General features: G+C 74.6%; 13 protein-coding genes. 5 read left to right on the top strand and 8 right to left on the bottom strand.

What is annotated here, in order from left to right; genetic code table 11:
- Nucleotides 1-5: 5 nt before the first annotated feature.
- From EAH89_RS00685 to EAH89_RS00670, 4 genes are read right to left on the bottom strand one after another with little or no spacing between them, the layout of a single operon-like run.
- Complete coding sequence (locus tag EAH89_RS00685; protein ID WP_140880845.1) at nt 6-1676, bottom strand: dipeptide ABC transporter ATP-binding protein; 1671 nt, start codon at nt 1674-1676, stop codon at nt 6-8.
- Nucleotides 1673-2560 carry an ABC transporter permease gene (locus EAH89_RS00680; protein ID WP_241666781.1) on the bottom strand — a complete coding sequence of 296 codons (888 nt, stop codon included), beginning with the start codon at nt 2558-2560 and terminating at the stop codon, nt 1673-1675. The genes EAH89_RS00685 and EAH89_RS00680 overlap by 4 nt, the downstream gene beginning before the upstream one ends.
- On the bottom strand, nt 2560-3570 hold the full coding sequence (locus tag EAH89_RS00675) for an ABC transporter permease (RefSeq protein ID WP_140880843.1): 1011 nt from the start codon (nt 3568-3570) through the stop codon (nt 2560-2562). The genes EAH89_RS00680 and EAH89_RS00675 overlap by 1 nt, the downstream gene beginning before the upstream one ends.
- 4 nt (nt 3571-3574) lie before the next feature.
- A complete protein-coding gene (locus EAH89_RS00670; RefSeq protein WP_140880842.1) occupies nt 3575-5173 on the bottom strand; it encodes an ABC transporter substrate-binding protein in 1599 nt (532 codons plus the stop codon).
- A gap of 140 nt (nt 5174-5313) precedes the next feature.
- On the opposite strand from EAH89_RS00670, the gene EAH89_RS00665 reads away from it, so the two are divergent.
- The 3 genes from EAH89_RS00665 to egtD all read left to right on the top strand — a co-directional run bounded on the left by EAH89_RS00665 (nt 5314) and on the right by egtD (nt 9474).
- Complete coding sequence (locus tag EAH89_RS00665) at nt 5314-7086, top strand: monovalent cation:proton antiporter-2 (CPA2) family protein (RefSeq protein ID WP_140880841.1); 1773 nt, start codon at nt 5314-5316, stop codon at nt 7084-7086.
- Nucleotides 7087-7201: 115 nt separating this feature from the next.
- Nucleotides 7202-8500, top strand: a complete 1299-nt coding sequence (egtB, locus tag EAH89_RS00660; protein WP_140880840.1) for an ergothioneine biosynthesis protein EgtB — start codon at nt 7202-7204, stop codon at nt 8498-8500.
- A complete protein-coding gene (egtD, locus tag EAH89_RS00655) occupies nt 8497-9474 on the top strand; it encodes an L-histidine N(alpha)-methyltransferase (RefSeq protein ID WP_140880839.1) in 978 nt (325 codons plus the stop codon). The genes egtB and egtD overlap by 4 nt, the downstream gene beginning before the upstream one ends.
- Before the next feature lie 19 nt (nt 9475-9493).
- Here the strand turns inward: egtD and EAH89_RS00650 are convergent, their stop codons facing one another.
- Nucleotides 9494-11971: a PAS domain S-box protein gene (locus tag EAH89_RS00650; RefSeq protein WP_140880838.1), complete on the bottom strand. Its 2478-nt coding sequence runs from the start codon at nt 11969-11971 to the stop codon at nt 9494-9496.
- A gap of 413 nt (nt 11972-12384) precedes the next feature.
- On the opposite strand from EAH89_RS00650, the gene EAH89_RS00645 reads away from it, so the two are divergent.
- The gene (locus EAH89_RS00645) at nt 12385-12813 is read left to right on the top strand and encodes a response regulator (RefSeq protein ID WP_140880837.1); all 429 of its coding nucleotides are present in this window, start codon (nt 12385-12387) and stop codon (nt 12811-12813) included.
- 111 nt (nt 12814-12924) lie between these two features.
- On the top strand, nt 12925-14226 hold the full coding sequence (locus tag EAH89_RS00640; RefSeq protein ID WP_140880836.1) for a phospholipase D-like domain-containing protein: 1302 nt from the start codon (nt 12925-12927) through the stop codon (nt 14224-14226).
- 9 nt (nt 14227-14235) lie between these two features.
- Here EAH89_RS00640 and EAH89_RS32980 read toward each other — a convergent pair whose 3' ends face one another.
- From EAH89_RS32980 to EAH89_RS00625, 3 genes are all read right to left on the bottom strand, one after another.
- Nucleotides 14236-17517: a DEAD/DEAH box helicase gene (locus tag EAH89_RS32980; protein ID WP_140880835.1), complete on the bottom strand. Its 3282-nt coding sequence runs from the start codon at nt 17515-17517 to the stop codon at nt 14236-14238.
- Between the two features lie 75 nt (nt 17518-17592).
- Entirely contained in the window at nt 17593-19020 is a 1428-nt protein-coding gene (locus tag EAH89_RS00630) for a dihydrolipoyl dehydrogenase family protein (RefSeq protein WP_140880834.1), read from the bottom strand.
- Nucleotides 19013-19747 carry a TVP38/TMEM64 family protein gene (locus EAH89_RS00625; RefSeq protein WP_140880833.1) on the bottom strand — a complete coding sequence of 245 codons (735 nt, stop codon included), beginning with the start codon at nt 19745-19747 and terminating at the stop codon, nt 19013-19015. The genes EAH89_RS00630 and EAH89_RS00625 overlap by 8 nt, the downstream gene beginning before the upstream one ends.
- Nucleotides 19748-19808: the final 61 nt, after the last annotated feature.

Here is a 19808-nt window from a genome sequence, read left to right as displayed (position 1 = left end):
GTCTCTCAGGCGGGAGGGTGGGGAATGGCGGCGAGCAACTCGCGGGTGTAGGCGGCCGCGGGGTTGCCCAGCACCCGCTCGACCGGCCCCTCCTCCACGATTGCGCCGGCGCGCATGACGAGCACGCGGTCGCAGAGGAGGCGCACGACGTTCAGGTCGTGGCTGACGAAGAGGTAGCTCATGCCCAGCCGCAGCTTGAGCTCGTGCAGCAGGTTCAGCACCACGGCCTGCACCGAGACGTCCAGCGCCGCCGTCGGCTCGTCCAGCACGACCAGCTCCGGGTTCAGCGCGATCGCGCGGGCGATGCCGACCCGCGCCTTCTGCCCGCCCGAGAGCTGGTGGGGAAAGCGGTCGAGCAGCGCGGCGGGCAGGCCGACGAGGGAGGCGAGCTCCTCCACCCGGGCGGCCAGCGCCGCGCCGCGGAGCGTGCCCAGGCGCCGGATCGGGTCGGCGATCGCGCGCGCCGCGCTGTGGCGCGGGTTGAGGCTGTCGGTCGGGTCCTGGAAAACCATCTGGATGCGCCGCCGCGCCGCCGAGGAAGCGAAGCGGCGGGCGGGGATGGCGCCGATGTCCTCCCCGTCGAAGGCGATGCGGCCGGCCGTGGGGTCGAGCAGGCGCATGATCATCATCGAGGTCGTCGACTTGCCGCAGCCGGACTCGCCGACAAGCCCGACGCTCTCGCCGCGCCGGATCTCGAAGCCGATGCCGTCCACCGCGCGGAAGGGGGCCTCCGCCGGGGCGCGTCCCGCCAGGCGCCCGAGAAGGCTGCCGCCCGCGCGCGGGTACTCCTTCACCAGCCCCTCCACCACCAGCAGCGGGGCGCCGGGGATCGGCGCGGGCGGGAAGGGCGCCGCGCCCTCCGGCAGCAGGTCCCGCAGCCCGGCGCCGGGCCGGGGCGTCGCCCGCATCAGGCGGCGCGTGTAGGCGTGGGAGGGCGCGCGGAAGATCGCGGATGCGGACGCCGTCTCCACCACGCGGCCCTTCTCCATCACCACCACCCGGTCGCAATAGGCGGCGGCGAGGCCGAGGTCGTGGGTGATCAGCAGGGTCGACATGCCCCGCGCGCGCGTCAGCTCCGTCACCAGCTCCATGACGGACTTCTGGGTGGTGACGTCGAGCCCCGTGGTCGGCTCGTCCGCGATGAGGAGTTGCGGCCGGCAGGCCAGCGCGAGGGCGATGACGACCCGCTGGCACATGCCGCCCGAGAGCTCGAAGGGATAGGCGTGGTAGCGCTCGGCCGGGCGCGCGATGCGCACGCTCTCCAGCACCTCCACGGCGCGCGCCCTCGCGTTCCCCCGGCCGGCCTGGCCGTGCTGGAGGAGGACGTCCTCGATCTGGCGGCCGACCGGGCGGATCGGGTTCAGCGCCGCGCGCGGGTTCTGGAAGATCATCGAGATCTCCCACCCGCGCAGGTCGCGCATCTCGCCCTCCGGAAGGTCGCGCAGCGCCATGCCGGAGAAGGTGACGGTGCCGGCCGCGATCCGCCCGGCGCGGTCGAGGATGCGCATGACGGCGTAGGAGGTGACGGACTTGCCCGAGCCGGACTCCCCGACCACCGCGAGGGTTTCGCCCTTGCCGATGGAGAGGTCGACCCGCTCCACCGCGCGCACGGTGCCGCGGCGGGTCGCGAACTCGACCGTCAGGTCCCGGACGTCAAGGAGGGGGACGGCGCTCATGTGCGGCGCTGCGGGTCGACGATGTCGCGCAGCCCGTCGCCGAGAAGGTTGAAGCAGAAGACCGCGAGCATGAGCGCGAGGCCGGGAAAGAGGGCGACCCACCACTCGCCCGAGACGATGAAGCTCGCCCCCTCCGCGACCATGATCCCCCATTCGGGCGTGGGCGGGCGGACGCCGAGGCCGATGAAGGAGAGCCCGGCCGCGTTGAGGATGGCGTAGCCCATGGTCAGCGACATCTGCACGGCCATGATCGGCAGGATGTTCGGCAGGATCGTCGTGAGCAGGATGCGGAGCTCGCCGTTGCCCGTGAGGCGCGCGGCCTGGACGTACCCCGCGTTCCGCCGCACCAGCGCCTCGCCGCGCGCGATGCGGGCGTAGAGGGGGAAGTTCACGACCGCCGTCGCGATGACGATGTTCGTGACGGTGTTGCCGAGCGCCGCCACCACCCCCATCGCGAGCACGAAGAGGGGAAAGGCCATGATGGTGTCGGCCAGCCGGCCCACGATCCGGTCCGTCCAGCCGCCGAAGAAACCGGCCGCGACCCCGGCCAGCCCGCCGACCGCGAAGACGAGCGCGACCGAGAAGAAGGCGATCCCGAGGTCGAGCCGCGTCGCGACGACCACGCGGCTGAGGATGTCGCGCCCGAGCTGGTCCGTCCCGAAGAGGTGCTGGGCCGAGGGAGCCTGCAGCGCGCGCAGCGCGTTGCTCGCCTGCGGGTCGTGCGGCACCAGCGAGGGCCCGAGCAGCGCGCAGCCGAGGAGGAAGAGCAGCAGGAGGAAGGAGAAGGCGGTCACGGGATTGCCGGCGAGCACGTAGCGCGCGTGGCGGAGGAGGTTGCCCGCGGCGGAGGGCCGCGGCAGCGCGAGGGCAGGGTTCTCCGGCATCATCCCTCCTTCGCCCGCGGGTCGATCAGGCCGTAGAGAAGGTCGATCGCGAGGTTCAGCGCGATGTAGAGCACCGCCATGGTGAGCACGAAGCCCTGCACCGGCGCGAAGTCCGAGGCGATCAGCGCCTCCACCGCGTAGGAGCCGATGCCCGGCCAGGCGAAGACCTTCTCCACGAGGACGTTGGCGCCGAGCAGGAAGGAGAAGACCATGCCGAGCGTCGTCACCACCGGCAGCATGGCGTTGCGGAAGGCGTAGGTGAGGACGATTGTGCGCCGGTTGAGGCCGCTCGCGCGCGCCGTGCGGATGAACTCGGAATCGAGGGCGGCGAGCATGGAGGCGCGGGTGATCCGCGCGAGGGGCGCGAGCGCGAAGAGGGCGAGGGTGAGGGCGGGCAGCGCGATCTGCGACAGCGCGGCGAGGAAGGTCTCGGTGTCGCCCGCGAGAAGGCTGTCGATCAGGAGGAAGTTGGTGACGGCGGGCGGCGCCGTCGCGAAGGCGTCCAGCCGCCCGACCGGGGAGGGCGCCCAGCCGAGCAGGAAGTAGAAGACGTAGACCGCGAGCAGCCCTGTGAAGAAGACCGGCAGCGAGACCCCCGCGGTGGTCACCACGCGGCAGAGATGGTCCACCCAGGACCCCTGGCGGAGCGCGGCCAGGATGCCGAGCGGCACCGCGGCCAGGGCGGCGAGCAGCAGCCCGCTCAGGGTCAGCTCGGCCGAGGCCGGCAGCCGCGTCGCGATCTCGTGCAGCACCGGCTGCCCCGTGCCGAGCGACGTCCCGAGGTCGCCCCGCGCGAGGTCCGCGACGTAGCGCCCGAACTGCACGGGCAGCGTCTGGTCGAGGCCGAGCTGGGCGCGGATCTGCGCGATGGCCTCGGCCGAGGCGACCGGCCCCGCGAAGTAGGTGGCGGTGTCGCCGGGCAGCACGCGCGTCAGCAGGAAGGTGACGACCACGACGCCGATCAGGCTCGGCACCGCGGTGCCCAGGCGCGAGAGGGCGACGCGCAGCACGCGCCTAGCCCTTCGTCAGGAAGCGGAAGTCGGGCTCGCGGCAGGGCCAGAACTGGTAGCCGCCGATCGAGCGCTGCATCGCCACGTCGTGCAGCGGCTGGGCGATGGGGATCATCGGCACCTCCTGCTCGGCCAGGCCGATGAAGCCCTTCACCGCGCCCGCGTAGGTGTCGGCGTCGGCGGCGAAGCGGGCGGCGTCGATCAGCCGGTCCATCGCCGGGTTCTGGTAGGAGGCGATGTTGAAGATCGAGTTGTTGCCGTGATAGTTCCAGAAGAAGAAGTAGTCGGGCCAGTCGAGCCAGCCGCCGAAGCGGTTGATGACCATGGGCGCCGTCTTCTTGTTCAGCTCGCCCCGGAAATTGGCGCCGGGGATCTTGCTCAGCTCGACGTTGATGCCGATCGGCGCCAGCGCCTCCTTCACGAGCACCGCCATGGGCTCGGCGATGGTGCCCGAGCCCGCGTCGAACAGCAGGCTGGTCGTCACCCCGCCCGGCGCCGCCTGCTGCACGAGCTCCCGCGCGCGGGCGAGGTTTGTGCTGTAGGGGAAGGGCTGCGGCCAAGCGGTGGTGGGACCGCCCAGGGCGCCCCACATCGGCACGCCGCGGCCGAACAGCGAGGCCTGCATGATGGCCTCGTAGGGCAGGGCCCAGGCCACGGCCTGCCGGAGCCGGACATCCGTGAAGGGCCCGGTCGTCGCGTTCAGCGCCACGTACCAGATCGCGTTCGGCACGGGCACGCCCACCACCTTCACGCGGCGCGCCTCGGCGAGGTCCTTGAAGTCCTTTGGCGGCAGGCCGTAGGAGATGTCGGTGTCGCCGCGCTCGATCAGCGCGCGGCGGGTCGAGGGGGAGGGGATGTCGCGCGCGATGACGCGGCGGAGCGAGGGCAGGGGCCCCGACTTCCAGTCGTCGTTGCGCACGTAGATGGTCTCGGTGCCCGGCCGGAAGGCCTCCACCCGGAAGGCGCCGGAGCCCGCGACGTTGTTCTTCAGCCACTCCTTCGCCCAGGGGTCCCCGCCGCCGTTGCGGATCGCGAGCTCGCTGTCGAAGACGAAGGGGATGGTGACGCCGAGGTTGGGCAGCGTCAGCTTGTCCTTGCGGACGTAGTCGACGCGGAAGGTGCGGTCGTCCAGCGCCACGAACTGCTCGGGCTTCTCGAGGCTGCCCGCGTTCATCTGCGTCGTCGCGAAGCCGCCGATCGAGACGGCACGGTCGAGCGACCACTTCACGTCCTTGGCCGCGACCGGGCGCCCGGAGTGGAACCGGGCCTCCCGCAGGCGGAAGGTGCAGCTCATCCCGTCGCTCGCCTCCTGCCAGCTCTCCGCCAGCTCGGGCTCGAGGGAGGTGATGTCGAAGGTGCTGCCGTTGCCCTCGCCGGGCAGCGCGACCCGCTTGTAGCGCACCAGCCGGTCGTAGCAGTTCAGCGCGACCCCGTTCACCGGCTGGGAGGAGCCGATCCCCTGCATGTCGAGGCTGTTCGGCCCGTATTCCTGCACCAGCAGGAGCGTCTCGGCCCGGGTGGGCGCGGGCTGGGCCGCGGCCGGGCGCAGGGCGGGGGCGGCCAGCGCGGCGGAGGCCGAGGCGATCAGGGTGCGGCGACGCATGGGTCGTCCTCCGGGAATGGGGCGCGGGGACCCGTCGCCAAGCAAACCCCGTGCCTGGAACGGTTTCCCCCGTCATTGCCAAGCCGCCGGGCCTCCGCCACCTATGACCCCCGAGGACGCAGCCCATCCCGGGAGACCCCATGGCCGAAGCCGCCCACGCAACGGTTCTTCTCGAGCCCATCGTCCTGCTCGCCGCCGCCGTCGTCGCGGTGCCGATCGCCAAGCGGATCGGGCTCGGCTCGGTACTCGGCTACATCGCGGCCGGCATCGCCGTCGGCCCCTCCGTCCTCGGCCTTTTCGCGGAGCCGGGGCGGGTGACGGGGGTCGCGGAGCTCGGCATCGTGCTCCTGCTCTTCGTCATCGGGCTGGAGCTGAACCTCTCGCGCCTCTGGTCCATGCGGCGGGACATCTTCGGCCTCGGCACGGCGCAGATCGCCGTCTCGGGCGCGCTCATCGCCCTCTACCCCTACTTCGTCGTCGGGCGGAGCCTACCGGCCTCCATCGTCGCGGGCCTCGGCCTCGCCCTCTCCTCCACCGCCCTCGTCATGCAGCTCCTCGAGGAGCGGCGGGAGGTGGAGGCGCCGCACGGGCGGACGGCCTTCGCCGTGCTGCTCATGCAGGACCTGGCGATCGTGCCCCTGCTCGCCCTCGTCGGCTTCCTCTCGCCGCTCCCGCGCGCCGATGACGGCCCGGTCTGGATCGCGGTCGCCGAGATGCTCGGCGCCGTCGCGGCCGTCGTGCTCACGGGCCGCTTCCTCCTCAGCCCGCTCTTTGGCCTGCTGGCCCGCGGCGGCGCGCGCGAGATCATGACGGCGGCGGCGCTGCTCGTGGTGCTCGGCGCGGCGGGGCTGATGGCGGCGGTCGGGCTCTCCATGGCCACCGGTGCCTTCCTCGCGGGCCTCCTGCTCGCGGAATCGACCTACCGGCACGAGCTGGAGGCGGATATCGAGCCCTTCCGCGGCCTCCTGCTGGGCCTGTTCTTCCTCTCGGTCGGCATGAGCGTGGACCTTGCGGTGGTGCGCGCGAACATCGGCGCGCTGCTCGCCGCGGCCACCTTCCTGACGCTGACGAAGGCGCTGGCCATGTACGGCGTCTCGCGCGCCTTCGGGCACTCGCACCCCGCCGCCGTCCGCGCGGCCCTGCTGCTCGCCCAGGGCGGCGAGTTCGGCTTCGTCCTCTACGCCACCGCGGCGGCGGCGCAGGTCATGACGGCGGACCACGCGACGCTTCTCGTGGCCCTCGTCACCCTCTCCATGGCCCTCACGCCGCTCGTCGTGCGCCTCGCGCCCCTGTTCATCCGCGGCCAGGCGGGCGCGGCGCCGGAGGAGGACTACTCGGACGCGCGCGGCAGCGTGCTCGTCATCGGCTTCGGCCGCGTCGGGCAGCTCGTCGCGCAGGTCCTCATCCGGCGGGGCGTCGCGCTCACGATCATCGACGCCGACGTCGAGCAGATCGAGGCCGCCGCCCGCTTCGGCGCGCGGATCCACTACGGCGACGGCACGCGCCTCGACGTGCTGCGGGCAGCCGGCGCGGGCCGCGTCCAGCTCATCGCGGTCTGCACGGACGAGCCGGAGGTCACGGATCGCGTGGTGGAGCTCGTGCGCGAGACCTTCCCGGACACGCCCCTCGTCGCGCGCTCCTTCGATCGCCGCCACGCGCTGCGCCTGCGCGCGATGGGGGTGGTGGAGGTCCGCGAAACCATCGAATCCGCCCTCGCCCTCGGGCGCGAGGCCCTCGTGAGCCTCGGCGTGCCCGAGGACGATGCGGAGGCGGTGGAGCGCGAGGTCCGCCGCCGCGACCGGGAGCGGCTGGACGCCCAGGCGGCGGGCGTGCCGACCGTGCCCGGCGAGCCCTTCATCGTCCGCCCCGAGCCGCTGGAGGCCCCCGGCGCCACGCGGGTCACCGCGGGATGACCCGATCGTGATCGTCCATCATTCCGTACTTTTCACGGAGGCGGTGTTCACGAACATAGCCTGAGACCTTGCCGGCGCCCTGGCGCGTTGCACCTGTCCAGCCATGGGAAGCCCAATGCCCGACCATCCCCTGCCGCATCGGCCCCCTAGGCCGGCCGCCGACGAGAGCGCGGCCGGCACTCCCGCGTCCCGGACGGCGGCCTTCTACCGGCGCGTCCGGGCGGAGACGGAGGCGCTGGCCGCGCCGCTCTCGGCGGAGGACCAGACGGTCCAGTCCATGCCCGACGCCAGCCCGGCGAAGTGGCACCGCGCGCATACGACTTGGTTCTTCGAGACCTTCGTCCTCGCGCCGAACCTGCCGGGCTACGCGGCCTTCGACCCCGCCTTCGGCTACGTCTTCAACTCCTACTACGAGGCCGTCGGGCCACGGCATCCCCGGCCCTCCCGCGGCATGCTCAGCCGCCCCGGGATCGCCGAGGTCGCGGCCTACCGGGCGCATGTCGACGCGGCGATGGAGCGCCTCCTCGCGCGCGGCGACGAGGCGGTCGCCGCCCTGGTCGTCATGGGCCTGCACCACGAGCAGCAGCACCAGGAGCTGCTGCTGACCGACATCAAGCACGCGCTCTCCCTCTCGCCGCTCCACCCCGCCTACCTCCCGCCGCCGACGCCCGCGGCCCCGGCGGCGCTCGCCCCGGCGGGGTGGTGGCACGGGCCCGGCGGCATCCACGAGGCCGGCTACGAGCCCGGCGGCGATCCCCTCGACTTCGCCTTCGACAACGAGGGGCCGCGGCACGAGGTGCTGCTGCGCGACCACGCGATCGCCGACCGCCCCGTGAGCAACGGCGAGTTCCGCGCCTTCATGGAGGGGGGCGGCTACCGCCGGCCCGAGCTCTGGCTCTCCGAGGGCTGGGCGCTCGCGCAGTCCGCGGGCTGGGAGGCGCCCGGCTACTGGCAGCGCCGGGACGGGGAATGGCACGTCCAGACGCTCCACGGCCTTCTCCCCGTCCGGGACGACGAGCCCGTCTGCCACGTCAGCTTCTACGAGGCGGCGGCCTACGCGGAATGGGCGGGCAAGCGCCTGCCGACGGAGTTCGAGTGGGAGGTCGCGGCGCGGCGCCACGCCGGCACCGGCCAGCCCCCCGGCGGCGCCCGCCCGCACCCGCGCCCCCTCCGCCCCGGCATCCGCCAGGATGTCTGGGAATGGACCGCGAGCCCCTACTCGCCCTACCCCGGCTACCGACCCCAACCCGGGGCGCTCGGCGAGTACAACGGCAAGTTCATGATCAACCAGATGGTGCTCCGCGGCCGGCCCTGCGCCACGGCGGAGGGCCATGACCGTCCCAGCTACCGGAACTTCTTCCCGCCGCACGCGCGCTGGCAGTTCTCGGGCTTTCGCCTCGCGGAGGATGCATGAACGTCGCCCGGTCCCTCCGTGAGCTCCAGGACCTCTCGCCCGGGCTCGACGAGTTCCGGGAGAGCGTCGTCGGCGGCCTCTCGGCCTCGCCGAAGACGCTGCCCTGCAAGTTCCTCTACGACGCCGAGGGCTCGCGCCTCTTCGACCGGATCTGCGATCTTCCCGAATACTACCCGACGCGGACCGAGGTGGCGCTGCTGCGGTCGCGCGCCGGCGACATCGCGGCCCTGGCCGGGCCGGGCGCGGTGCTCGTCGAGTTCGGCTCGGGCGCCGGCGTGAAGATCCGCCTCCTTCTCGAAGCTCTGCGGGAGCCTGCGCTCTACGTTCCTGTGGACATCTCGCGCGACCATCTCTCGGCCGCGGCCGACAGCCTGGCGGAAGACTTCCCGGACCTGCCGATCGCCCCCGTCTGCGCCGACTACACGGCGCCCTTCTCGCTTCCGCCCGTGCCCGGCGTCGGGCCGCGTCGGCGCGTCGGCTTCTTCCCGGGGTCGACCATCGGCAACTTCACGCCGGGGGAGGCGACGGCCTTCCTGCGCGGCGCCGCGCGGCTGCTCGGGCCCGGCTCGCTCATGATCGTCGGCGCCGACCTGCCGAAGGACCCATCTATCCTCGTGCCCGCCTACGACGACGCCGCCGGGGTGACGGCCGCCTTCAACCTCAACCTCCTCCGCCGCATCAACCGCGAGCTCGGCGCCGGCTTCGACCTCGCCGCCTTCCGCCACGAGGCCCGCTGGAACCCCGCCGAGAGCCGGATGGAGATGCACCTCGTCAGCCTTCGCGCGCAGGAGGTCCCGCTCGGCCCGCACCGCTTCGCCTTCGCGGAGGGCGAGACGATCCACACGGAGAACTCCTACAAGTACGGGCGCGACGCCTTCGCCGGCCTCGCGCGCGCGGCCGGCTACTGCCCGGCCGAGGTCTGGACCGACCCCGCCGCGCTGTTCAGCATCCACGTGCTGGACGTGCCGGCCTGACGCGGGGCCGGCCCGGCCCTCAAGCCGCGGCCCGCCCGGCGAGGGCGCGGGCGAGCGGGACCTCGATGTCGTAGGAGAGTCCCGCCGCCTCCCAGTGGCGGCGCAGCGCCCCCCCGAGCTGCTCGCGCACCGTCGCCTCCACCACGCGGGACCCGAAGCCCGGCCGCGCCGGCGGCGGTCCCGGCGCCGGCCCGCCCCGCTCCTCCCAGCGCAGCCGGAGCAGCCCCGCGGCCTCGTCCACCCGCCAGGCCAGACGAAGGGCCCCGCCGGGCACGGAGAGGGCGCCGTGCTTCGTCGCGTTCGTCGCCAGCTCGTGCAGCACCATCGCCAGCGGCTGCACCGCGACCGGCGCGAGCACGAGGTCCGGCCCCTCGAGGAGCGCGCAGGGCGGCCCGCCTGGCGTCGCGCCGAGAGGCGCGGCCGGGCTCGGAAGGAAGGCGGACAGCTCCGCCTCCACCACCCCGCGCAGCGCGGCGCCGTGCCAGCGCGCCTCCGAGAGAAGGGTGTGCGCGCGGGCGAGGGCGAGGACGCGGCCCTCGACCGCGCGGGCATAGGCCGCGGCATCGCCCTTCGGCGTGAGCCGCAGCGCGGCCTGCACGACCGTGAGGACGTTCTTCGCCCGGTGGTCCACCTCGCGCGCGAGGAGCGCCTGGCGCTCCTCGGCCCGGCGCCGCTCGGTAACATCCTGGATGGCCGCGACGCTGCGGGCCGAGGCGGCGAGGTCCGGGCAGCCCCCGCCGGCGTCCTGGTCGACCAGCGAGACGTGCATGACGACCTGGATCACCCGCCCGTCCTTGCAGAGCAGCCGCCGCTCGCCCTCGTAGCGGCCGCTCGCCTGCAGCGCCTGCCGGACGCTCGTGGGGCTCGCGCAGAGGTCGTCGGGGTGGGTGAGGGCGGGCAGGGACATCCCGCCGAGGAGCTCCCCCTCGCCGTAGCCGACGATCTCGCAGAAGCGCGGGTTCACCCGGAGGAGGCGGCCCGTCCGCGATTCAGCCTGGACGATGCCGATGAGGGTGCTCTCGAAGATCGCGCGGAACTCGGCCTCGCGCGCCGCCAGCGCGGCCTCCGCCGCCTTGCGCGCCGAGTTGTCGCCGATCGCCGCCAGGAAGGCGAAGGGCCGGTCGCCCTCGTCCCGCATGAGGGAGACGGTGAGGTCCACCCAGATCAGCGACCCGTCGCGGCGGAGGTAGCGCTTCTCGAGGGTGCAGGTGCTGATCTCGCCGGCGATCAGGCGGCGCACGGCCTCCATGTCCGCCGGGAGGTCGTCGGGATGCGTGATCTCCTGGAAGGAGCGGGCCAGCAGCTCCTCCTCCGCGAAGCCCAGCATCCCGCAGAGGCGGCGGTTCACCCGCAGCCAGGCCCCGTCGAGCCCGACATGGGCGATGCCGATCGCCGCCTGCTCGAAGGTGGCGCGGGAGCGGGCCTTGCTGCCCGCGAGTTCGGCGGTCCGCTGCGCGACCCGCGCCTCCAGCCCGGCGTTCGCCTGGGCCAGCCGGCCCTGGCTCCGGTAGAGGAGGAGCGCGAGGCCGAGCAGGGCGAGCGAGGCGGGCAGCCCGACCGCGAGCTGCGCCGCGACCTCCGCCCGCCAGTCCGCCAGGATGGCGCCGCGGGTCCGGCCGGCAACGGCGAGGACGGGCCATCCCTCGATCCGGCGGACCGCCACGAGCGACGGCTCCGCCCCCTCCGCGCCGCCCTCCCGGTAGAGCGCCCTCTCCGGCGCCGCCTCCGCCTCGGCGAGCGCCCGCCCGTCCCGCGGAAGGCCGGCCGCGCCCTCCGGGCCGCCGCGCACGAGGACCTCGCCGTCGTCCCGGAGGAGGGCCACGACGTCCCGGGGATGGCCTGCCACGCGGGAGAGGGCCCCGCGCAGCCGGTCCGGGTAGACGGACAGGTTCACCAGCCCGTCGAAGGCGCCGGGCGGCAGGCCGCGGTTGCCGGTGCGGGTGCGCCGGCGGCTGACGGCGAAGAAGGGGAGGCCGTCGAAGCGCCCCTCCTGGACGCGGCTGACATGCAGGGCCGGCGCCTTCGGGTCGCGCAGGGCCGCGAAGAAGTCGCGGTCGGCCGCGACCGGCCGCCCCCGGGGCAGGGGGTACAGGTTGGCGCTGACCAGCGGGTAGCCGCCGCGGTCGACGACGTAGCTCGCCTCGGCCTGGGGCACCTCGACCACCAGCGCGTTGAGCTCGACGTGGAGATCGCTCTCGCGCGCCCGGATCTCCTCGTCGGACAGGCCCCGCAGCACCGCGTCCACCCGCCCGGCGGCAACGGCGTAGGAGGTGAGGACGCGCAGGCCGAACTCCGCCCCCGCGGCCGCGCTCCGCTCGAGTTCGCCCGCCGCGGCGCGCCAGGTTTCCCGCCAGGCCGACCAGACGCCGGCCGCCATGACCAGCAAGGGCAGAAGGACCAGCGCGGCGATGAGCCAACGCTCCCTTCCCCGGCCCGCCGGTTCGGCGACGGCCCGGGCCTCTCCTATTAGTCGCGTGGGGGCGTCGATGCCGTCCAATGCCTCGCCGATCCTTCCTGGCCCGCTCCCACGAGCCCCGGGTGCCGGGGGAACCGGCCGCCATGCCGCGGGGGCATGCCGGCACGGTCCCTCCGTTCGTCATGGATGATATTGCCGTTGCGCGGGCCGCAACAAGCCGGAGGGCAGGCGTGCAACACCGGGCCGCCGTTCAACCCGGACGAATCGCGGCAAGCGGAAAGGGCCGGAAAACGGGCCTCGAAGCGCATCCGTCACGGCTTCATCTCGGATCGAAACGCGGCTAGAACCTCCGCGCCACCCCCGATCCGCGTTTCGTTGGTGGATTGCGCACCGGTTCTCCCGATTCGTCTCACCATGTGCCACCAGGGGTTGCAGCGGCCTTGCGTCCAATCGGTATTCCGCGTTGAACCGGCATAAGTATCAGGTGAGACGACATGCCCGATGAACCGGCCCGAGACGGGTCAGCGCGCGTCCTGGTTGCGGAAGACGAGGAGGCGGTGGCGTTGCTCATCGACCTCGACCTCAGCGAGAGCGGCTACCACGTGACCTGCGCGCCCGACGGCGCCGTGGCGGCGGCGGCGCTCGACGCGGAGCCCTTCGACGCCGTGGTGACGGACGTGCGCATGCCCAACCTCGACGGGGTCGGCCTCGTCCGGAAGATCGTCTCGACCTGGCCCGGCATGCCCATCGTGGTCCTCAGCGGCTACATGACCGAGGAGCAGAACCGCACGCTCCTCAGCCTCGGCGTGCAGCCCCAGGCGTTGCTGGAGAAGCCCGACGGCTTCCGCCACCTGCGCAGCACGCTCGAGAGCCTTCTCGGCGACCGCGCGGCGTCCCGCGGCGGCTCGCCGGCCGACCGCTGAGGCCGCCGCCCGCCCAGCGGCGCTCGCAACGGGGAAACATCATTCCGTGATCCGTCTGTTCTGCCCCGGGGAAGTCCTAATTTAGCCCCAGACGAACAGCACAGACGGGTCATGAACCGCCCCCCTCCCGCCGCGATCCCGCTCCTCGCGCTTCTCGGCGCCGCCGCCCTCGGGGGCTGCGTCTCCGCGCCCACGCCGGGCGTCAGCCGCGACCTGCTAGCGGCCTCCGCCGCGGCCCGGCCGGGCGACAGCATCGACCTCATCCGCCGCCAGGGGGAGCGTTTCGCCGGCGTGCCCTTCGTGGACGGCAACCGCGTCGACCTCCTCGTGGACGGCCCGGCCACCTTCGCCGCCCTGTCCGAGGCCATCCGCGGCGCGCGCACGCGCATCGACATGGAGAGCTACGAGTTCGACGAGGCGGCGGGCGGGCGCTTCGCCGACCTCCTCCTCGCCGCCCGGGCGCGCGGGGTGGAGGTGAACCTCGTCTACGACGCCTGGGGCGCGGTGGAGACCTCCAAGGCCTTCTTCGACCGGCTGCGCGCGGGCGGCGTCCGCGTGCTCGAGTTCAACCCGCTCCGCCCGAACGAGCGCGTGCCGGTGGCGCTGAACAAGCGCGACCACCGCAAGCTTCTCCTCGTGGACGGGCGGATCGCGATCACCGGCGGGGTGAACATCAGCCGCGTCTACCACAACGCCCCGCAGCCGGCGGGCGCCGACGCCGAGGACCAGGCCTGGCGCGACACGGACGTCCGCATCGAGGGGCCGGTCGTCGCGCAGTTCTCGCGCTACTTCATGGAGACCTGGCGGCAGCAGAACGGCTCGCCGATCGCCGAGCCGCCGCCCGCCCCCCGCGGGCCCGTCGGCAACGTCACGGTGCAGGCGATCGACGGCGCGCCCGACAGCGACCAGCCGCTCATCTACCGCACGCTGCTCGCGGCCATCGCGCTCGCGCAGAAGTCCATCCACCTCACCACCGGCTTCTTCGTGCCGACGCCGGACCTCTCCCGCGCGCTGATCGCCGCCGCGCGCCGCGGCGTGGACGTGCAGATCGTGGTGCCCGGCCAGAGCGACAGCAACGCGGCCGTCGCCGCCGGGCGCGCCGGCTACGACGAGCTCCTCGAGGCCGGTGTCCGCATCCACGAGCGACAGGGGCGCGTCCTGCACGCCAAGACCGCGGTGGTGGACGGCGCCTGGTCCGCCGTCGGCTCCTCCAACCTCGACTGGCGCAGCACAGTCTGGAACAACGAGATCGACGCCATCATCCTCGGCGAGGAGTTCGGCGGCCGCATGGAGGCGCTCTTCCAGCGCGACGTGGCGGCCTCCCACCGCATCGACCTCGAGGCCTGGCGCGCGCGCGGCCTCGGCCCGCGGCTGCAGGAACTGGGGGCGAAGCTCGTCGAGACCCTTCTCTGAGGAGGCGCCTCACGCCGCCCGGGCCGCGCCCGCCCGGCGTGGGCGGAGCGCGGCGAGCAGCGCCTCTGCCGTGGCCAGCAGCCCCTCCTCCCCGTCGGCGCGGCGCGGCAGCACCACCCGCTCCCCGCGCCGCTCAAGCGGGGGCCGCACCGCGGGCGGCTCGTCGCGGAAGCTTGCCGCCGCGGCGCTCGGGCCGACCTCCAGCCGCGCGATGCCGAGGCGCCGGCAGCGGGCGCGGAGCCGCGCGAGGGTGAGGAGGTTCTCCACGGGCTCGGGCAGCGGCCCGAAGCGGTCGGCGATCTCGTCGGCGAGGTCCTCCAGCGCGTCGCCGTCGCCGCGTCGGAGGATGGCGGCGAGGCGCGCGTGCAGCTCCACCCGCGCGGCCTCGTCCTCGACGTAGTCGGCCGGGATCCAGGCGGAGACGCCGATCGAGAGCGCGGGCGTCCAGTCCTCCGCCACGGCCTCGCCCCGCGCCGCGCGGAGCGCGCGGTCGAGGAGGTGCTGGTAGAGGTCGAGCCCGATGAGCTTCAGGTGCCCCGCCTGGCTCTCCCCCAGCAGGTCGCCGGCGCCGCGGAGGTCCATGTCCTGCGCGCTGATGGCGAAGCCGGCGCCCACGCGGTCGAAGGCCTCGAGCGTCTTCAGGCGCTTCTCCGTGAGCGGCGAGGGGGGCTCCGCCGGGTCGGTCACCAGGAAGATCGAGCCCCGCACCCGCCCGCGCCCGACGCGGCCGCGGAGCTGGTGGAGCTGGCCGAGGCCGAAGCGGTCGGCGCGGTGGACGAGCATCGTGTTGGCGCGGGGCACGTCGAGCCCGGTCTCGACGATGTTGGTGGAGAGCAGCACGTCGCCCTCTCCCTCCGCAAAGCGGACCAGCGCGCTGTCCACCTCCGCCGCCGGCAGCTCGCCATGGGCCTCGATGAGGGAGAAATCCGGCAGCAGGGCGGCGATCCGCGCGCGCAGCGCCGGCAGGTCCTCGATGCGCGAGCAGACCACGAAGCTCTGCCCGCCGCGCCGCCGCTCGCGGGTCAGCGCGCCCACGAGGACGGCGTCGTCGAGCGGGACGTGCACGGTCCGGATGGGCTGGCGCCGCGCCGGCGGCGTCGCGATCACGCTCAGCGCCTGCAGCCCGACGAGCGCGGATTGCAGCGTGCGCGGGATGGGCGTCGCCGTCATGGCCATGACATGCGCCCCCTCGGCCAGCCGCCGCAGCGCGGCCTTCTGCCGCGTGCCGAAGCGCTGCTCCTCGTCGATGACGACGAGGCTGAGGTCCCGGAAGCGCACCCCCTTGGCCGCCAGGGCCTGGGTGCCGACGACGATGCGGACCTCGCCCTCCGCCAGCCCCGCCTTCACGGCCTTCGCCTCGGCGGCGGAGGAGAGGCGGGAGAGCTGCTCGACGCGGATCGGCCGCCCGCCCGCCTGCAGGCCGGCGAAGCGGCGGCGGAAGGTGTTCAGGTGCTGGCGCACGAGGACGGTCGTCGGCGCCAGCACCGCCACCTGCTTCCCGGCCAGCGCCGCCACGGCGGCCGCCCGCAGCGCGACCTCGGTCTTGCCGAAGCCGACATCGCCGCAGACGAGCCGGTCCATCGGGTGGCCGGAGGCGAGGTCGGCCAGCACCGCGTCGATCGCCTCCGCCTGGTCGGTCGTCAGCACGTAGGGGAAGCGCACGGCGAAGCGGTCATAGGCGCCGCTCCGCCGCCGCAGCGCGGGCGCGGTCCGCGCCGCGGCCTCGCGCGCCAGGCGGACGAGGCTGCGGGCGGTCTCGTCGATCGCCGCCTCCACCCCGGCCCGGCGCTTCGGCCAGGACTCCCCGCCGAGGCGGTCGAGCGTCACCGCGCCGGCCTCGGCGCCGTAGCGCCAGAGCCGGTCCGTCTCGTCGAGCGGCACGAGCTGCGTCGCGCCGCCCGCGTAGTCCAGGCGAAGGCAGTCGAGCGTCGTCTCCCCCACCGTGACCGCCTCCACCCCGCGCAGCGCCCCCAGGCCGTGGTCGAGGTGGATCACGGCGTCGCCGGGGCGAAGCCCGGGCTCCGCCAGGCCGGGAAGCCCGCGCGGCCCGGTGCCCTCCGGGACCGGGCGGGAGGGGCGGAGGTCGCCGGGCGCGACGACGACGGCCCCCTCCTCCCGGAAGCCGGCCTCGAGCGGCCCGTCGAGCACGCCGAGGCCGCCGGGCGGCGCCGCCCGGAAGGCGAGCCAGCCCGGGAAGCGCTGCGGGCGCAGACCCGGCCGCCCCTCCGCGAGCCGGAGGAGCGCCCGGGCGCGGCGGGTGCCGCCGCCGGCGACGGCCACGCGCGCCCCCCCCTCGCGCGCCGCCTCCAGGAGATCGAGGCAGGCCTCCTCCGGGTCGGACGCTTCCAGGAGGCGAGGCAGGGTGCCCTGTGGCGGCTCGGGCGGCTCCGGAAGGGCGACCACCCGCCGGCCTTCCAGCGCCCGCGCCCAGGCCGCCTCGTCGAGGAAGAGCGCGTCGGGCGGGGAGGCGGGGCGCGCTTCCTCGCCGGGCGGCAGAAGGGCCAGGCGGCTGCGGAAGGCCTCCGCCACCTCCACCGCGCGCGGCGGGCGCATCGCCTCCACCTCGGGGTCGAGCACGACCGCCGCGCCGGGCACGAGGTCGAACAGCGTGACGAGGCGCGGGTAGAAGCCGGCGAGGCCGTGCTCGATGCCGGGCGCGTGGGCGTCGCCGGCATCCGCGGCCAGCACGACCTCGGAGGCCGGGCCGAGCATCACCGCCTCGGTCTCGTCGAGGCTCCGCTGGGTCAGCGGGTCGTAGTGGCGGATGGAGGCGATCCGGCCCTCCGCGTGCTCGACGCGGCAGGGCAGGGCGCCCTCCTCGGCCGGGAAGACGTCGAGCACGGCCCCGTGCAGCGCGGCCTCGCCGGGCTCGTCCACGCGCTCGTCGAGAAGGAAGCCGAGCCTCTCCAGCCGTTGCCCGACGCGCGCGGGGTCGAAGGCGTCGCCCCGGCGGAAGGCGATCTCCGCCAGCGCCTCGGGCGGCGGCAGGCGCTGGGTGGCGGCGTCGAGGCTCGCCAGGACGAGGCCGGGCCCGCCCGGGCGGGACGAGAGGGCGCGAAGCGCCGCCATGCGCGCGCCCATCACCCCGCGGGAGGGCGAGCTGCGGTCGTAGGGGAGGCAGTCCCAGGCCGGCAGCATGGTCACGGGAAGCCCGGGTTCCAGCGCCCGGGCCGCGCGCGCCAGACGGGCGGCGCGCGCCTCGCTCCGGGCGACATGGACCGCGCCGCCCGCCGCGCCGAGTTCAACGAGCCGGGCCGCCAGCAGGCCCTCCGGTTCCGCCACCAGTGCCACCGTGTGTTCCCCAAGAGTTCTGTCAGACAGAACGCCGGGAAGTGGCGATCGTCGGCAGCCTCGCGGCCCCGTGCTTCAGCCGGGAAGCCGCCCGAGGGCGCGCACGAGCCAGCGGGTGCGCGGGGCGAAGAGCCGGTCGAGCGAGAAGGTGGAGGCCGCGCGCTTCCCGACCTCCGCCCGCGTCGGGTAGGGCAGGACCATCCCCGCCACCGCGTCCGCGGAGAGGCGCCGGCCGATGGCCGCGGTCCAGAGGCCGATCATCTCCCCCGCATGGGCCCCGGCGATGCCGGCGCCGAGCAGCCGCCCGCCCGTCGAGACCACGAGCTTGGCGAGCCCCTCCGTCCGCCCCTCGGCGATCGCGCGGTCGTTCTCGGCGAAGGGCCAGCGGAGGACGCGGACCTCGCGCCCGGCCGCCCGTGCCTCCTCCTCGGTCATCCCGACCTGCGCGAGCTCCGGGTCCGTGTAGGTCACGCGCGGCAGGGCGCGGTAGTCGACGCGCGCGGGCAGCCGGAAGAGGATGCGGCGGGCGAGGATGCCCGCGTGGTAGGCGCCGACATGGGTGAGGTAGCGCGGGCCGATCCCCTCGGGGTCCGCGATGTCGCCGGCGGCGTAGACGTGGCGGGCGGTCAGGCTGCGCAGCCCCGTGTCGGTCGCGATGCCCCGGGCCGTGGCGCGGACGCCCGCCGCCTCCAGTCCCAGTCCCCCGAGGTTCGGCGTGCGGCCGGCGGCGACGAGCAGGTGGCTGCCGCGGAGACGGGTGCCGTCCCCCAGCACCAGCACGGGGCCGGGCTCGACGGCCGCGACCGTCACGCCCTCCCGCAGGACGACGCCCTCCGTGAGCAGCGCGTCCCGGACGACGGAGGCAAGCTCCGCGTCCTCCCGCCCCGCGACGCGGCCGTGCTCGACGACCGTGACGCGGCAGCCGAGCGCGGCATGGGCCTGGGCCATCTCCACCCCAATCGCGCCGCCGCCGAGGATGAGGAGGTGCTCCGGCTTCTCCTCCATCCCGAAGATCGTCGCGTGGGTGTGGAAGGGCACGTCGCGGAGGCCGGGGATGTCCGGCACGCTGGCCCGGCTGCCGGCCGCGACGACGATCCGTCGGGCGGTCAGCCGCCGGCCCCCGGCCTCGAGCGTGCCCGGCCCGGTGAAGCGCGCCTCCGCCCGGATGACCTCGGCGCCGAGGGAGCGGTAGCGCTCCTCCGAATCCTGCGGCGCGATGGCGGCGATGGCGCCGTGGACATGGGCGCGCACGGCCGCCCAGTCGATCTCCGGCTCCGGCAGCCGCACCCCGAGGCGTCCGGCGCGGCGGGCGGCGGAGGCGGCGTGGGCGGCGGCCAGCAGGGCCTTGCTCGGGACGCAGCCGGTGTTGAGGCAGTCGCCCCCCATCCGCTCGCGCTCGATGATCGCGACCCGCAGCCCGAGGCGCGCCGCGACATAGGTGATGGACAGCCCGGCCGAGCCGGCGCCGATTACCGCGAGGTCCAGCTCGGGCGCGTCAGGCATGGCGTTCCTTCCAGCGCCGCCAAGCGACCGGCAGCAGGGAGAGCAGGGCGAGCCCGACCAGCGGCAGCAGCACCGCCGGGCGGAGGATGATCGAAAGATCCGGCTGCCGACCCTCCGCCAGCACCGTGCCCAGCCCGGCGCCGACCGAGGCGAAGACGAAGGTGCCGGGCAGGATGCCGAGAAGCGTTGCCCCGAGGAAGGTCCGCAGCGGCATGCGGACGAGGGCGGGCGCGAGGTTGACCAGCCAGAAGGGAAACAGCGGCAGCAGGCGGAGCGCGAGAAGGTAGGAGAAGCCGTCCCGCTCCAGCCCCGGCCGGATCCGCTCCATCAGCGGCCCCGCGCGGCCCGCGAGCCAGCCGCCGAGGGCATGGCGCGCGGCGAGGAAGAGCAGGGTCGCGCCAAGGGTCGCGCCCACCACCGCCGCGGCGCCGCCGAGCAGCGTGCCGAAGAGCAGCCCGCCCGCCAGCGTGATCACCACCGCCCCCGGCAGCGAGAGAGCCGCCGCCGCCGCGTAGGCCGCGACATAAGCGAGCGGCGCGAGCAGGGGATGGGCCCGGACGAGCTCCTGCAGCGCCGCCTGCTGCCGCCCCAGCGCCTCGAAAGAAAGATAGCGGTGCAGCCCCAGCGCGTAGGCGAGGCCGAGGGCGCCGATCACCAGCAGCAGCGGCCAGGCGCGGGCGAGCGCGCCCCTGGGCGCCGCGGCCTCCCCGGCGGGTTGCGGCGCCATGGCCCCTCCTCCGGCCCGCGGGATCGCCGGCCTGCCCCTGAAATAGGACGCCCGGCGCCGA

The organism is Muricoccus nepalensis, from assembly GCF_006438825.1.
Classification (GTDB): Bacteria; Pseudomonadota; Alphaproteobacteria; order Acetobacterales; family Acetobacteraceae; genus Roseomonas; species Roseomonas nepalensis.
This window is presented reverse-complemented; position numbering and strand designations above follow the sequence as displayed.